This window comes from Sulfurimonas sp., from assembly GCF_028694895.1.
Taxonomy (GTDB): domain Bacteria; phylum Campylobacterota; class Campylobacteria; order Campylobacterales; family Sulfurimonadaceae; genus Sulfurimonas.
In genome coordinates this window covers 1-14,090 of record NZ_JAQVKA010000003.1, presented here as the reverse complement: position 1 = coordinate 14,090, position 14,090 = coordinate 1, and the positions used below count along the sequence as shown (strand labels likewise).

The window sequence follows — 14,090 nt, the reverse complement described above, 5'->3', positions numbered from 1 at the left end:
TATAAAAAATCTACTTAACTTTTTTCAAAATCACTTTAATTATAACCATGATAACAATAGCCTCTATTATCGCAGCTAAAACAAATGCGTAGTACTCATTTAGACTAATAGCATTGTTACTTATAGCTATTGTGGCGATTGCTATCAAAAATGTCAGAGGCATAGAGTCTCCAAGGCTAAATAACACCGTCCCTTTAGCTCCGAGATATTTATAATATGCCACAAATGAGCTAAATAACCTCGCTATAACCATAGCGATAACTATCAAGCTCGCTGTGTAGAGTATCTCCATAGTAAATAAGACGTTGATGTCGAGTGTTGTTCCTACATAGATAAAAAACAGAGGCACCAAAAATCCAAATCCAACGCGGTGAAGCGTATGGGGAAGTTCGACTTTATGATCAAAAAAGTTTGCTATAAAAACACCTGCTATAAAAGCTCCTAAAACCATATCTATATGAAGATACTGCATAATTGCTATGAGAATAAAAAAGAGCGCCATTGATACTCTAATATCCTGACTCATACTATCATTGTCTGGCATAATGGTTTTTCTAAGCATTGGAAACCACCAAAAAAGCATATCTAGCGCTTTAAACGCATACACGGTAACAAAAAGAACAACGATAAGAATTGAGATGTTTTTATAGAACTCTTCACCAAAACCATGAACTGCTATTGCATCAAAGATTACAAGTGCGGAGATACTTATAAGCTCTCCAATTACACCTATTATCAAAGAGAGTTCAAGCCATTTATGCTCTTTACCATGCTCATTTATAAGCACCATAATCATTCCTAAAGAGACTATAGGGATAACGACTATATAAACAGGGTTTAGATCAAAAATAAAATATAGTAAAAAGGAGATGCTATATAAAGAGCCAAAATAAATGGCAATATTTTTTAGATATTTATCTTTAAAGCTTATAAACTTTCTAATGTTTACCTCTACGCCAGCCAAAAACATTAGATAAAAGAAACCTATCTTTGCAATATCTTTTAAAACTTCGTTACCTGCATCTACAAACCCTACCCAAACAACCAACGCACCTAAGATTATCTCTACTACTGAAACCGACACTTTGAGTGTTCTAGCAAAGATAGGAGCGACTAAAATTAAAATAACTATTCCCGACAAGAATGCAACACTTTGCATGCAACTCCTCTTACTTTTTCTTTACAAATTCATTAAACTAAAACTAATTTTAAAAAAACGTTGTTATATATCTAACGTAATCCCGCCGCTGCTTCTCTTGCTTTATCCTTCTTACTTTTACCTTTACCTTTAAGAGGCTCTTTGCCCTTCTCTTTTTTTGGTGCTTCTCCAAAAAGTTCAAAACCCGCTATCTGCTCTCGCTCTAATTTTATGTTTGAGCGTTTTTCTATCAGACGAAAATGTGCCTCATCTTCATGGTCTATAAAGGAGATAGCCATTCCACTTTTACCCGCTCTCGCAGTTCGTCCTATTCGGTGGATATAGTCATCAGTAGAACGAGGAAGATCAAAGTTGATTACACATGTAATATCGTTGATGTCCAAACCTCTTGAGATTAAATCCGTAGCAAAAAGCACTTGGAGTTTTTTCGCTCTAAACTCTTCAAGTGTGTAGTTTCTATCTTCTTGGTGCAAATCCCCATGAAACGACTCTGCAGCAAATCCATGTTTTCTAAACTTCTCAGCTATATTATCAGCTGCTCTTTTACCTGACATAAACACAAGTACAAGTTCATGCCCTTCACTACGAAGCAGATGTCTAAGAAGAGGAGCGCGGTTTTCATGGCTTACCGAAATAGCGCGTTGAATTATAGTTCCAACTGTCGGCTCTTCTTCTTCGATACTAATCTCAAGAGGATTTTGTGTAATCTTTGAAGCAATGGCGAGCATTTTAGATGGATAAGTAGCTGAGAAAAGCAGGTTTTGACGCTTTGGAGGAAGTGCTTCAAGGATAAGTTCAAGTTCCTCAGCAAAGCCTAAGTCAAGCATATTATCCGCTTCATCAAGAACAAAAAATTCAACACGAGAGAGATTCATCTGTTTTTTGCTCAAAATGTCTAAAAATCTACCAGAAGTAGCCACCAAAACATCGCACCCTTTTTGAATCTCAAAGAGTTGATCGCCAATCCCCTCTCCACCGATTACACCAACAACTTTTGGCTTCTTACTCATAAGTGCACCAAAGGTATTAAAAGCTTCAACTATCTGTTGTGTTAGCTCTCTTGTAGGCGTTAAAACAAGCACTTTTATCTTCGCTTTGCCCTCATAACTTTCACGAGACAAAAGCTCTAAAATAGGCAGAACAAAACTAGCACTCTTCCCGCTTCCAGTCTGCGCCTTTGCCATAATATCATGACGCTCTAGCACAAGCGGAATAACTTTTTCTTGAATAGGTGTAGGTTTAGAAAAACCGCTTTTTTCTACTGCTTGTAGTATTTTCTCTGAAAGTCCAAGTTTTGAAAACGGCATTTATCACCCCTCTATTATTTGAGCGTATTTTAGGTGATTTTGCCTTTAGAGGATATTTTAGGTTTATTAATCAAATGATTTCATCTTTTAAAGTAGCTATTATAAAACTGTTTCGCAGTCCTCGCACTCTTGCTTGCTCTGCTTTGTGCAAAGCGTAGAGCCTCTACATGTAAGAGTTTCCTATCACCTTTGTAATCTTTAAAGTAGCTATCTACAACTGCTAGATATTCATCTTGGTCGCCATGATAAAAAGAGAGCCATAAGCCAAACCTATCGCTAAGTGAAATCTTCTCTTCAACGCTATCGGAATAGTGAATCTCGCCATTGTTTCCTACTTTTGTGCCCTCGTTATCTCTTTGGTATTCTGTTATAAGATGTCTTCTGTTTGAGGTTGCGTATATTTTTACATTTTCAGGTGGAGCTTCTATCGAGCCTTCCAAGGTTCTCTTTAACCCTTTGTAGCCCTTCTCGCCCTCTTCAAACGACAAATCATCACAAAAGATGATGAACTTGTAAGGCAAATCGCGGATAACATCAGATATCTCTATCAAATCATCAAGGTCATCTCTATCTATCTCAATAAGTCTCAAACCTCTCTTTGCATAAGTGTTTAGAACTGCTTTTATAAGCGAAGATTTGCCCGTACCTCTTGCACCCCAAAGAAGGACATTGTTTGATGGGAGATTATCTAAAAATCGCTCTGTATTTTTTATGAGTGCCGTTTTTTGCTCCTCAATCCCGATAAGGTCTTCAAAACCAACATCTTCAATCTTTGTAACAGGCTTTAGATACTCTTTTTTAGCCCTATAAATAGCAGCGTAAGTCTTATCCCAATCAATATTTTTTTGCATTCATTTCCCACTCTAATTAACTTGCTACAATTCTACAATAGATATATGAAGCTTATTTTAAAAAGGGTTAGATTATGCAACAAAAAATAGTATTTGTAGCTGGCGCTACTGGTGTTATCGGGATAAGATTGTGCAAGATATTAGTTAAAGATGGTTGGAGTGTTTTTGGAACTACTCGCTCAAGTGAGAAAACAAAAATGCTTGAAGATATCGGTGTAACTCCAGTTGTAGTTGATGTTTATGACAAAAAAAAGTTAGAAGATGCTCTTGTAACTAGTAAAGCGAGCGTAGTTTTTCATCAACTAACCGACCTCCCAGCTGGATTAGACCCACAAAAAATGGAAGCGGCACTAGTGAGAAATGCAAAACTAAGAATAGAAGGCACAAAAAATCTCGTTGATGCTGCAACTAAAGCTGGCGTAAAAAAGATGATTGCACAAAGCATCGGCTTTGTTTATGAGGCGGGAGAGTTACCACATACCGAAAAGTCTCCACTGCTTAACTTTAAAGACCCAGTTTACGGCGAAACATCTCATGCAGTCGCAAGCTTAGAAGAGCAAGTAACTTCTGCACCTTTTATCGGTATAGTGCTTAGAAATGGGCTTCTTTATGGCGATGGCACAGGGTTTGATGCTCCAGTAGATTTTGTACCACCAGTGCATGTTGATGCAGCGGCACATGCGGCCGCTTTAGCACTAAATCAAAACTCAACTCAGATATACAATGTAGCAGATGACGATGATAGGTTATCATCTGAGAAAATTAAGTTGGCTCTAAATTGGAGCCCTAACTACCGCATGTAACCCCTCGTTCCTCAAGCTCCAGCTTGGGAATGTTTACTTACTTATTGCTTATCTTGTTGTTATGGATTGACTCACACGCGATAAGTATCTTTTTTCTCTCAATCCCCCATCTATAGCCACTCATCGCTCCGCTTTTTGCGATGACTCTGTGACAGGGAATGAGATAACCGATGTGGTTTTTACCTATGGCGGTGGCGACTGCTCTTGTGGCTTTTGGCTTCTCAAGGTAGTTTGCTATATCTTGGTAGGTTGCTACTACGCCGTTTGGGAGGTTTAAGAGGGCTTTCCAGACATTTACTTGAAGGTTTGTTCCCTTTACAAAGAGGGAGTATTTTTTGTTTTTTATAAAGATATTTTTTAAGTACTCATGAGCCGCTTTTTCATCAAAACATAGATTTGCATTTTCCCAAAGTTCGTTGAATCTTTGAAAAATCTCTTCTCTGTTTTCATCAATAAAGCCCAGATAGCAGACACCTTTATCGGTAAAACCTATGAGTGCTTCACCAAAAGGAGTCTCACCATAACCGTAAGTTATAAGGACATCTTTTCCTTTTTCTCTCCACTCTTTAGGAGTTACTCCGATAAGATTTACAAAAAGTTCATGAAGTCTGCTACTGCTCGATAAGCCTATATCTAGACTACTATCAAGGATAGATTTGGACTCTTTTATATGCTCTTTTGCGTAGTTTAGAGTTACAGAGTGCAGAAACTGTTTTGGGGTAACGCCGACATACTCTTTAAAAACTCGTATAAAATGAAATTTACTCATACCGATATTTTTAGCAACCTCATCAATAGACGGATGCTCTTTGAAATTTTCATCAATATATTTGATGGCTTTTTCAATCTGTTTATAGTTATCGTGTAGGAGTGAAATTTCATCCATTTTTTACTCTTTTAAAAAGTTGATTTGTTGTAAATCACAAAGCCTTTTGCTAACTCTTCTAACTCTTTGTTTATCTTTACATGTAGCTCTGTATCGTTTATATTATCCAAAACATCACAGATTTTGTTTGCGATTAGTTCAAACTCTGCTTCTTTCATACCTCTAGCCGTTAGTGCTGGGCTTCCTATGCGGATACCGCTTGTTACAAAAGGACTTCTTGTATCATTTGGAACACCGTTTTTATTTACCGTGATTCCCGCTCTCTCAAGCGCTGCATCTGCATCTTTACCTGAGAAATCTTTGTCAAGAAACGATACTAAAACTAAGTGGTTATCCGTTCCACCAGAGACCAAATCATAACCTCTTTTTGTTAAAACAACTTCAAGCACTTTTGCATTTGCCTTTACTTGTTTCGCATACTCTCTCCATGATGGGTCTAAAATCTCTTTAAAAGCAACAGCTTTTGCAGCGATTACATGAACGAGCGGACCACCTTGGATACCAGGGAAGATAGCAGAGTTTATCTTCTTAGCGATATCTTCATCATTAGTCATAATCATACCGCCTCTTGGACCTCTTAGAGTCTTATGAGTGGTTGTAGTTACTACATGAGCGTGAGGGAAAGGGCTCATGTGCTCGTTCGCTGCAACAAGACCAGCGACATGAGCGATATCTGCAAACATAATAGCTCCAACAGCATCAGCAATCTCGCGGAACCTTTTAAAGTCTATCTCTCTTGCATAAGCACTAGCGCCACAAACTATGATTTTTGGCTGAACAGCTTTTGCGATTTCCATAATTTTGTCATAATCCATTCTACCATCAGCCTCAACACCATAAGTAAAACTTGAGTAGTTTTGACCTGAAAAACTCGGTTTACTACCATGAGTTAAGTGTCCACCGTGGCTCAAATCCATACCTAAGAGTTTATCTCCAGCTTTAAGAAGTGCCGCATAAACTGCTGCATTTGCTTGGCTTCCTGAGTGTGGTTGAACATTTGCAAACTTACAACCAAATATCTCACAAGCTCTATCAATCGCCAACTGCTCAACAGCATCAGCGTATTCACATCCACCGTAGTATCTCTTATATGGATAACCCTCAGCGTACTTATTTGTAAAAACTGAACCCATAGCTTCCATAACCGCTGGGCTTGTAAAGTTCTCACTTGCAATCATCTCTAAGTGGTTAGTCTGTCTCTTTAACTCACCCTCTATGATAGAAAATACCTCATTGTCCGCTTGCTCTAAGTTTTTATTAGATATAAAACTCATTTTAGTACCTCCGCTATTATTTTATTTTTAAAATAGTATCTGATGCAGAGTTATTTAACAATCCAAAAATTGCTATCTTTTATCTATTATTGACAGATAAAATAGTTTAGAATATACTTCGTTAAAAAATAAGGTAAGGATTATGCCAGCAAAAAATAAAAGTACTAAGGCTAAAAAGATAGATATAATAGAGTTTTTTTTCTCAAAGATATCAGCTTTTGATATGTTTTTAGATCAAAAATTAGATCTTATACTTCTAAAGTTTATAAATATCCTACGCTATGCTTTTATTATGATTATGATTGCATACCTTGCCGTTTGTCTTATGAGTCTATTTCACAAAGTTGTCTCTTATACCCTTATTCAAGGCGTTTTAGACTTTGCTTCTATAAAAGTTATTTTAACTGATGGCCTCTTTACACTGATTGTACTTGCTATCGTAAAAACGCTTTTTATTAAAGACAATTTTGACTATACAATAACATTTTTAGAGATCACTTTTGTTGTTTTAGTTAGAAAGATGATTTTACTAGAGACAGATCCATCTGAAACTATACTTTTATTTGTTCTTGGTTTAACATCGGCTCTATTTTTTATCCTTATCGTCTATATTCATATGTTAAAAAAGAAAGATAAAAAAGAGCAAAAGCTTTTAGAAGAAAAATAGGTATTGATTTATGCAAGCCATAGAGAGATATTTAAAAAGTATAGGTATTGAAGATACTCTAAAAGATATTGCTGATGTAAATACTCTTATCAAAAAGCATCTTCAAGCACTTAGTTTTTGTAACATCCCTATTTTACTTGGCCAAGAGATATCGCTTGAACTGGGTGAGATAGTTAGCAAGATGGTAGAGCACAAAAGGGGTGGCTACTGTTTTGAGCATAACAAGCTTATATATGAAGCTTTAAACTATTTTGGTTTTGAGGTGCAAGCTCTCTTTGGTAGAGTTTTAAACAACCAGAACATAGATGTACCAAAGACTCACCGCTTTACACTTTTGACATTTGAGGGCGAGAAATACATCGTAGATGCTGGTTTTTCTTTTATGTCTCCAAACTCTGCCATAAAGTTCTCTAGAATTCCAACAAAGACCATCTTTGATAGAGACTACCTTATAAAAAAGATAGACGCTAACAACTTTGAGTTAGCTATGGTGCGTCCAAATGGGCTCTACGCTCTCTACTCGTTTGACTTAGCAAAGTACAATGAGAGAGACTTTGAGATGGGCAACTTCTACTCTTCAAAGCATAAAGATGCGACCTTCGTAAATAACCTTGTCCTCTCAAAGATAACAGATGAGAAAATATGCTCTTTAAAAAACAACTCATATCATGAGATATCTAAAGATAGTAACGAGGAAAAAACCATAACAACCCAAGAAGAGCTAAGTAGCATTCTAAAAAATGAGTTTAACTACAACATCTCTGATGAGGAGATAAAATATTTGTTTGAGAAGTTTGTTAAAGAGTAAAGATTACTGATATGTTCTTCCATTATGTTTTATCCAGCCTGCGGTATGGGAGCCACGAGGGTCTTTATGTGTCCAATGTATAACCCCACCTTTTTTGTTCCACTCGTATTCTCCATAAAATTCAACTCTCTCACCTTGCCTAATAAAAGAGATTCTAGGAGCAAGATCGATATTGTGAGCAATCAACAATGTATGCCCCATAGAGAGTTTGATTAAAAACCTTTGATGCCTACTACCGTCATTATCGTCTGCTAAGAGCTTAGTAACAATACCTTCACCAGATACCTGCAAATTACTTCTATGACTTTTAAATGCATCAGAAATTATTGAATCTGCGTCTATTGCGTGAAGCGGTAAATTTTGTTGGTAAAAAATACTCAAGGCTACTAAAATAAATAAGATTTTTTTCATTTTTTTCCTTCTAACGATTTATAAAGCGATTACTATAATATAATTTAATTAAAAAATTATGTTAATTTCTTCTTACCACTCTTCATATTAAAAAGAACAACTGCTACAAAGGCAAGTAGACACCCTATAAGCGTTGAGAGTGCGAGGTTTTCACCATATACTACCCAGCTTGACGCGATGGCGCCGATTGGAACTATGAACATAAAAACACCCGTTCTATGCGCTCCTATCTTTGCGGCTGAGATGAAGTAAAGAGTGGTAGCAAAAGTTCCTGGGATTACGCCTATAAAGATGATATTAGCCCAGAAAATAGCGTCATATGCGCCAAAGTCAAACGGATGGTATGGGAGTGCAAACATCATATTTGTAAAGCCAGCTATACCAAAAACGATGAGCGAGTAGTACATAGGGTTTGTTCGCGATGAGGCTTTTTGAGAGAAGATAGTAACCAAGGCCCAGACAAGAGCGCACCCTAGAAAATACGAACTCTCTATATTTAAAAATGCAAACCCTTCAAATGGTACTCTAAGTAAAATCAATGCTCCAAAAATCCCAATAGAGAGTGCCGCAACTTGTCTATTTGTAACCTTTGTACCTAAGATAGTAATCGACATAAGATATGTAAAGATAGGTGCAAGAGAGGTAACCATAGTTCCACCATATCCAGCTGCACCATGTGAGAGCCCAGCAAAAAAGAGGTAGTTAAAAAGCGAAGTCAAAACCCCAGCAATTAGCATGTAGATATACCCCACTCTATCTGATTTAAGAGGACTCTTAAGGTACCAGACAATAGGCAATAGAGTTATAAATGAGATAGCATAGCGCCAAAAAGCAGCAACTTCTGCGTGAGAGTGTGCTGCTGCTACTTTTCCAGCCGTCCAAGAAGTACCCCAAAAAAGCATAGCAATTATCATAAGTATAAAATAGCGTGTTTGGTTTTTCGTGTTGTTCATCTTCTAACTTTGTGTTTTTAACGAATTATACAAGCTAATTTCTATTTATCTTTAAAATATTGCAAAGCTATCCTCTTTGCCTCTGCTCCACTTGCTCCATCGCCTTTTATGTTAAAAGCAAACACCTCTGTTTTAGAGTCTTGTTTCAAAAATCCTACAAACCAGCCAACTCCGCCACAGCTTCCAGTTTTTCCCGCAAGGAGGTAGCCTTCATGCTCTTCTAGAGTCATAATCTCTTTTGTTACATTCATAGCGCGAGGAGAAAATGGCAACTCATTTTTAACAAGTCGTGATAGAAAATCTATCTGTTCATTTAGCGATATTTTCAAACTCCCACCACCAAGCCAAAAGCCCTCAAGTGAGCTAGAAATATCCATATTTCCATAATTTGCCTCTCTTACATGTAAGCTCATTTGCTCCTCGCCAATCCGTCTCGCCATCTCTTGATAAAACCAAACAGTAGATACCGTTATGGCAGAGCGCATAGAATGGTCATGATTCCATACCTCATATTCACGCTTTACGCCATCCCATTTCAGAGTTTCATTTTCATCTTTTATAACTCCGCTATCAAGAGCTATCATAGAGTTTAGGATTTTAAATGTAGAGCATGGAGAGAGTCTCTCGTCTGCTTTATTTCCAAAAATAGTTCGCTCTGCACTTTGCAAATCCAACACAACCGCACTGCCATCATATTTGCCAAAATCTGGCTCTTTTGCAAACAATGATAAAATAAATATAGATAAAATGAGTAGCTTTGGCACTGCTTTTTAACCCTTGATTGATAATTTAACTATAATACAAATCTTAATCAAAAGGAGCTTATATATGGCAGATGGTACTCAAAGAAAAGATATAAAAAGCGGTTTAAGTGTAGCTATCGTTTTAAAGCAAGACCAGAGAAGCGGGGTTTTAACATACGGAATAGTTAGAGATATTTTGACAAAATCACCAAATCACCATCACGGTATAAAAGTTCGTTTGATGAGCGGTGAAGTCGGACGAGTCAAAGAGATAAACTAAAATTTTATTTGGATGCGATTTTCATGGCGAGTTTGCGTACAAATGGAAAGACTAGAAGTATTGTAGGAAAAGCTATCATGTAGGCTATTATCCATGCATGAATCCATATCTCTACAAAGTTTTCTACTAATCCTAAGTTGATAAATGTTATCGCTGCAGACATGATAAAACTCATAAAACCTGAAAGCAAAAACGCTTGAACTTGATGAAGATATTTAACAGAAATCATCTCTTTATCCTTTTAATAATGGCTAAATTATCGCGATATTTTATCATTTATAATCTCAATTTTTTATCGGAACTATATTTGCTTGTTTTTTATAATAAAAAATCAAGGAGTTATTATGCAGGGCGTAACTACTTACCAAAGCTATGCGAATATGACACAGAACTTTCAAACGAAAGAAAATAGAGATTCTAAAACTGATTCTGAACAAAAATTTGAGATTCCTTATACCGAAGAAAAAAAAGAGGAAAAAGAGACTAGAAGCTCACAGATGGACAGTGCTGTTACAGATTTCCTAAAAAACCTTCGTGAAAAAGGTGCTGCAAAATTTTTAGCAGATCTAAATCAAGAGAAGATTGATAAACTAGTCGAGGAGTATAAACAAAAGCTCATAGACAACATGGGAGATTCTCCTGAAGCTCTACAAGAGATTGCAAAGCTTGTAGAAGATTTTAAAACGAAGCTCATTGAAGAGATGAAAGATAAGATGGAAGATGAGATAAAAAACACCAAAAACAAACTTAGTGGCAATACTCTTGTCGAGTCTCATCTAAATTCACAAAAGAAATCCACACCCCTAGAAGAGCTGCTAAAGTTATAAAACTTTATCTGCTCTTTCTATATCCTCCACCTTTTTTTATACCTTGCCCTGCATAGTTTTTCTTAAAACATGCCTGACAAATACCATACGGTGAGTTTGGCGGGAGTGGCGCGCTGCACATTCTACACTTCGTAGCAAGTTGGCTCTGCTGAAGTGAGTTTTCTATAAACCTATTTAGTACTCCTCTTGAAGCTCTTGCTCTATCTGCATCAATGAAATACTCTTTAAACCTATAACTAAGCCAAAGATAGAGTGAAATCTCTTTTACCATATCTTCTGCTCGAAGCAGTTCATCTGTTGTTTGCGCGTGCGTTCCACTTAGAGGTGGCACGACATAAATAACTGGCATGTTTTTTTCAAGTGTGCTCAAATAGTTTTCAAAAGCACTCATAATATATGGAGATTTAAGCGTCATTGGAGCACACGCAAGATGGTATTTTGTAGTTAAATCAAGATTATAACTATCTATAAGTATTGAGAGTTCCATCATATCTTCTAAGTTTGTTGCTAAAAACGGACCATCAAACTCCATATTTTTTACAAAAAACTTCAAAATCTCATAAAGTGATTTCTCCTCTAAGATATTTCCAACAAGTTTTATATGCTCTAGATTTGCCATAACTTTAAAAGGTATCGTTATAGTCTTTGCCTCTTTAAAAAAGTTTTTCTTTATAATATTTAAGACATCACCACTCAAAGCCCCGACACAACCCTTCTCAAAAAGCCCATATCTTCCAGCACGGCCAGAGATTTGATGTATTTCACTAGGGAGAAGATTTCTATCACTTACGCCATCAAACTTCTCCGCCTTTGAGAAGAGTATGGTTTTGATAGGTAGATTCATACCCATAGCAATAGCGTCAGTAGCAACTAGTATCTGAGTCTCGCCTGTGCGAAATCTTCTAGCTTCTTCACGTCTAACCTCTGGTGAGAGGTTGCCATAAACAACGCTCACGCTAAAGTATTTTGAAAAATTCTGTTTGAGTTTTAAGACATCTTTTCTACTAAAAGCAATTATCGCAGTATTTGGCTCCACATCTTTTTCATGTGTTGGAGCATCTAGTAAAATCAGCGGATTTTTTCTCGTAAACTCTATGATTTCAAGCTCTTCACCAAGATACTCTGCAAGTGCTATAACTGCCTCTTTTGCATTTGCTGATCCTGTCATGATAATCTCTTTTGCAGGTGCGCCGATAATAGCATTTGCCCATGCCCAGCCACGGTCACGGTCATCTAGCATCTGCACTTCATCAATAACACAAACATCCACATCCACATCAAAGTTTAGCATCTCGATAGTCGAGCTTATATGCGTCGCATCTTCATCTAGTATCTGCTCTTCACCAGTTATCAAAGAGGCGTCAATTCCATCTTCTTTTAAATCTTCATACCCCTCTAACGCCAATAGTCTAAGAGGAGCAAGGTAGTAGCCTGTATCTGCACTCTTTAGTTTTTGCATAGCTTGATAAGTTTTTCCGCTGTTTGTAGGCCCTACATGAAGGATTAGCTTTCTTTTCATATCACGAGCAAGTGGGAAAAGATTTTTAAAGTCTCGTATAGTTCGTGCTAAAAGTTCATATCTCTGTTTTTTTGCTATCTCTTCTGAGATGGAGTGGATAAACCTTCTCAAACTTTTTTGAGCTATTTTTGGCGATATATTTAGTGAAGCGTTTAGGAGTTCTAAGAGTGGTTCATAAACTTTGTCATAAAGAACCTCATCACTAAGATGTAAAAGCGCAGCATAAGATCTGCACTCATCAACTAAAGACTTTAAATCATTTAAAAAATGCTCTTCATGCTCTTTTTTAAACTCCTCGACAACAGTGCTAAAGTCTATATTTTCGCCTCTCCAAATATCTTCTAAGAGTGAATTTAACTCTACATGTATCTCAAGCGTATATGGTTGTTCTATCTTTGAATATGGCAGTTTTATACTCTGAGGCATAGATATAAGCATCTCTTCATCGCTTATATCTATTTCAACCTCTCCAAGAGCTCCACTAACAATACTATGAATTACATTTTCTTTTAGCATAGGGTATGAGAGTTTTGTTTTTGGCGGCATTACTCTTAGCGCATGTAAAATCTCTTTTTGGCTTAGATGAGGATGTGGATCTTTGAGATTTTTTATAAATGTATCTATCTCTTGTTGCTTCTTCTTTATGGAGAGATTTTTTGCTTTTTCTATCTCTTTACTTAGCTTATCTTCATCAGTATCTCTAAGATGTTCATACTCAAATGTTTTTGTATTTAGCGTCAGTATTTTATGAAAATGTTGCCCATAAATTGCATACTTTAAAGAGGCGTTAAACTCTATAGAGTCATCTATATCAAAGATACCATCTACTCTCTTTTGCAGACGCTCTTTTTTAAAACTAAAGCGAATATGTAAGAGTTTTGACTCCATCTTCTCTATAGTTATCTTTTTACTTCTAACGTCTCCAAAGGCGTTATGCAGGGCTTTTGCCTCTTCTGAAGTAACTTGAAGCTGTGATATAAGAGACTCTATCTTATCATCTCTCTCTAAGCTCGGTTCGACCTTGGATGTTGCTTTATAAACTGTACCATTGTGTGCAAAAAAGCTAAAAATATCTACTCTGATGCCACTGTCTGCTTCACTCCAAAGCATTCTTGCCATCTTTAGGAGCATATCTTTGCTTTGTTCTATATCGTAGATTCCAAGATAGTTAAAAAGCTCACTTAGAGTTTGAGTACTTACTCTAGCAACTCCTACATCAAAAGGATCATCATCAAAATACTTCTTGATTTTTTGGTTTACTTTAGAGTTTTTCTTATTTTTTGCCATTAAAGCGGCTCCATATCAAGATAGTATCGCTATGAGTCACTATTGAAAATATCTCTTGTATAAACTTTATCTTTTATATCCATGATGTTATCACTTAGTCTGTTTGCCACAACAACATCACTTATCTTTTTAAATTCATCCAAATCTTTTATAACTCTTGAGTTGAAAAATTCACTCTCTTCAAGTACCGGCTCATATATAACAACCTCAACACCTTTTGCTTTTATACGCTTCATAATTCCTTGAATAGCCGAGCTTCTAAAGTTATCACTCCCACTCTTCATCACAAGTCTATATACGCCAACTATCTTTGGT

At 36.6% G+C, this 14,090-nt stretch carries 16 protein-coding genes; 5 read left to right on the top strand and 11 right to left on the bottom strand.

The features are described from left to right. Positions 1 to 10: 10 nt before the first annotated feature. From PHI38_RS00955 to PHI38_RS00945, 3 genes are all read right to left on the bottom strand, one after another. Positions 11 to 1,159, bottom strand: a complete 1,149-nt coding sequence (locus PHI38_RS00955) for a cation:proton antiporter (protein WP_299851504.1) — start codon at positions 1,157 to 1,159, stop codon at positions 11 to 13. A 71-nt stretch (positions 1,160 to 1,230) separates the two neighbouring features. Further along, positions 1,231 to 2,466 (bottom strand): DEAD/DEAH box helicase, encoded by a 1,236-nt coding sequence (locus tag PHI38_RS00950; RefSeq protein ID WP_299851501.1) that lies wholly within the window; start codon positions 2,464 to 2,466, stop codon positions 1,231 to 1,233. Between the two features lie 80 nt (positions 2,467 to 2,546). Continuing rightward, positions 2,547 to 3,317 carry an ATP-binding protein gene (locus PHI38_RS00945; RefSeq protein ID WP_299851498.1) on the bottom strand — a complete coding sequence of 257 codons (771 nt, stop codon included), beginning with the start codon at positions 3,315 to 3,317 and terminating at the stop codon, positions 2,547 to 2,549. A 74-nt stretch (positions 3,318 to 3,391) separates the two neighbouring features. Between PHI38_RS00945 and PHI38_RS00940 the strand changes: the two genes are divergently transcribed. After that, positions 3,392 to 4,120, top strand: coding sequence for an NAD(P)-dependent oxidoreductase (locus PHI38_RS00940; RefSeq protein WP_299851495.1), 729 nt, complete (start codon positions 3,392 to 3,394; stop codon positions 4,118 to 4,120). Between the two features lie 37 nt (positions 4,121 to 4,157). On the opposite strand, the gene PHI38_RS00935 is transcribed toward PHI38_RS00940, so the two are convergent. Then, positions 4,158 to 5,006, bottom strand: a complete 849-nt coding sequence (locus PHI38_RS00935; protein WP_299851493.1) for a methylated-DNA--[protein]-cysteine S-methyltransferase — start codon at positions 5,004 to 5,006, stop codon at positions 4,158 to 4,160. 11 nt (positions 5,007 to 5,017) lie between these two features. Then, the gene (locus PHI38_RS00930; protein ID WP_299851491.1) at positions 5,018 to 6,280 is read right to left on the bottom strand and encodes a serine hydroxymethyltransferase; all 1,263 of its coding nucleotides are present in this window, start codon (positions 6,278 to 6,280) and stop codon (positions 5,018 to 5,020) included. Between the two features lie 142 nt (positions 6,281 to 6,422). Here PHI38_RS00930 and PHI38_RS00925 point away from each other — a divergent pair, with 142 nt between their 5' ends. Beyond that, positions 6,423 to 6,947 carry a hypothetical protein gene (locus PHI38_RS00925; protein ID WP_299851488.1) on the top strand — a complete coding sequence of 175 codons (525 nt, stop codon included), beginning with the start codon at positions 6,423 to 6,425 and terminating at the stop codon, positions 6,945 to 6,947. A 10-nt stretch (positions 6,948 to 6,957) separates the two neighbouring features. After that, entirely contained in the window at positions 6,958 to 7,755 is a 798-nt protein-coding gene (locus PHI38_RS00920) for an arylamine N-acetyltransferase (protein WP_299851485.1), read from the top strand. 3 nt (positions 7,756 to 7,758) lie between these two features. Here the strand turns inward: PHI38_RS00920 and PHI38_RS00915 are convergent, their stop codons facing one another. The 3 genes from PHI38_RS00915 to PHI38_RS00905 are packed head-to-tail and all read right to left on the bottom strand — an operon-like array spanning position 7,759 to position 9,883. Next, the gene (locus PHI38_RS00915) at positions 7,759 to 8,166 is read right to left on the bottom strand and encodes a DUF3465 domain-containing protein (protein ID WP_299851482.1); all 408 of its coding nucleotides are present in this window, start codon (positions 8,164 to 8,166) and stop codon (positions 7,759 to 7,761) included. 56 nt (positions 8,167 to 8,222) lie between these two features. Further along, a complete protein-coding gene (locus tag PHI38_RS00910; RefSeq protein WP_299851479.1) occupies positions 8,223 to 9,119 on the bottom strand; it encodes a DMT family transporter in 897 nt (298 codons plus the stop codon). Positions 9,120 to 9,160: 41 nt separating this feature from the next. Then, positions 9,161 to 9,883, bottom strand: a complete 723-nt coding sequence (locus PHI38_RS00905; RefSeq protein ID WP_299851477.1) for a penicillin-binding transpeptidase domain-containing protein — start codon at positions 9,881 to 9,883, stop codon at positions 9,161 to 9,163. A gap of 64 nt (positions 9,884 to 9,947) precedes the next feature. On the opposite strand from PHI38_RS00905, the gene PHI38_RS00900 reads away from it, so the two are divergent. Continuing rightward, positions 9,948 to 10,142, top strand: a complete 195-nt coding sequence (locus PHI38_RS00900) for a YwbE family protein (RefSeq protein WP_299851474.1) — start codon at positions 9,948 to 9,950, stop codon at positions 10,140 to 10,142. 4 nt (positions 10,143 to 10,146) lie between these two features. Here PHI38_RS00900 and PHI38_RS00895 read toward each other — a convergent pair whose 3' ends face one another. After that, positions 10,147 to 10,371, bottom strand: coding sequence for a DUF2798 domain-containing protein (locus PHI38_RS00895; protein ID WP_299851471.1), 225 nt, complete (start codon positions 10,369 to 10,371; stop codon positions 10,147 to 10,149). A gap of 115 nt (positions 10,372 to 10,486) precedes the next feature. On the opposite strand from PHI38_RS00895, the gene PHI38_RS00890 reads away from it, so the two are divergent. Next, a complete protein-coding gene (locus tag PHI38_RS00890) occupies positions 10,487 to 10,969 on the top strand; it encodes a hypothetical protein (RefSeq protein ID WP_299851468.1) in 483 nt (160 codons plus the stop codon). A 4-nt stretch (positions 10,970 to 10,973) separates the two neighbouring features. On the opposite strand, the gene PHI38_RS00885 is transcribed toward PHI38_RS00890, so the two are convergent. Then, positions 10,974 to 13,775: an SUV3 C-terminal domain-containing protein gene (locus PHI38_RS00885; RefSeq protein ID WP_299851466.1), complete on the bottom strand. Its 2,802-nt coding sequence runs from the start codon at positions 13,773 to 13,775 to the stop codon at positions 10,974 to 10,976. Positions 13,776 to 13,804: 29 nt separating this feature from the next. After that, positions 13,805 to 14,090 (bottom strand): UDP binding domain-containing protein (locus PHI38_RS00880; RefSeq protein WP_299851464.1); only part of this gene is annotated, 286 nt, incomplete at its 5' end.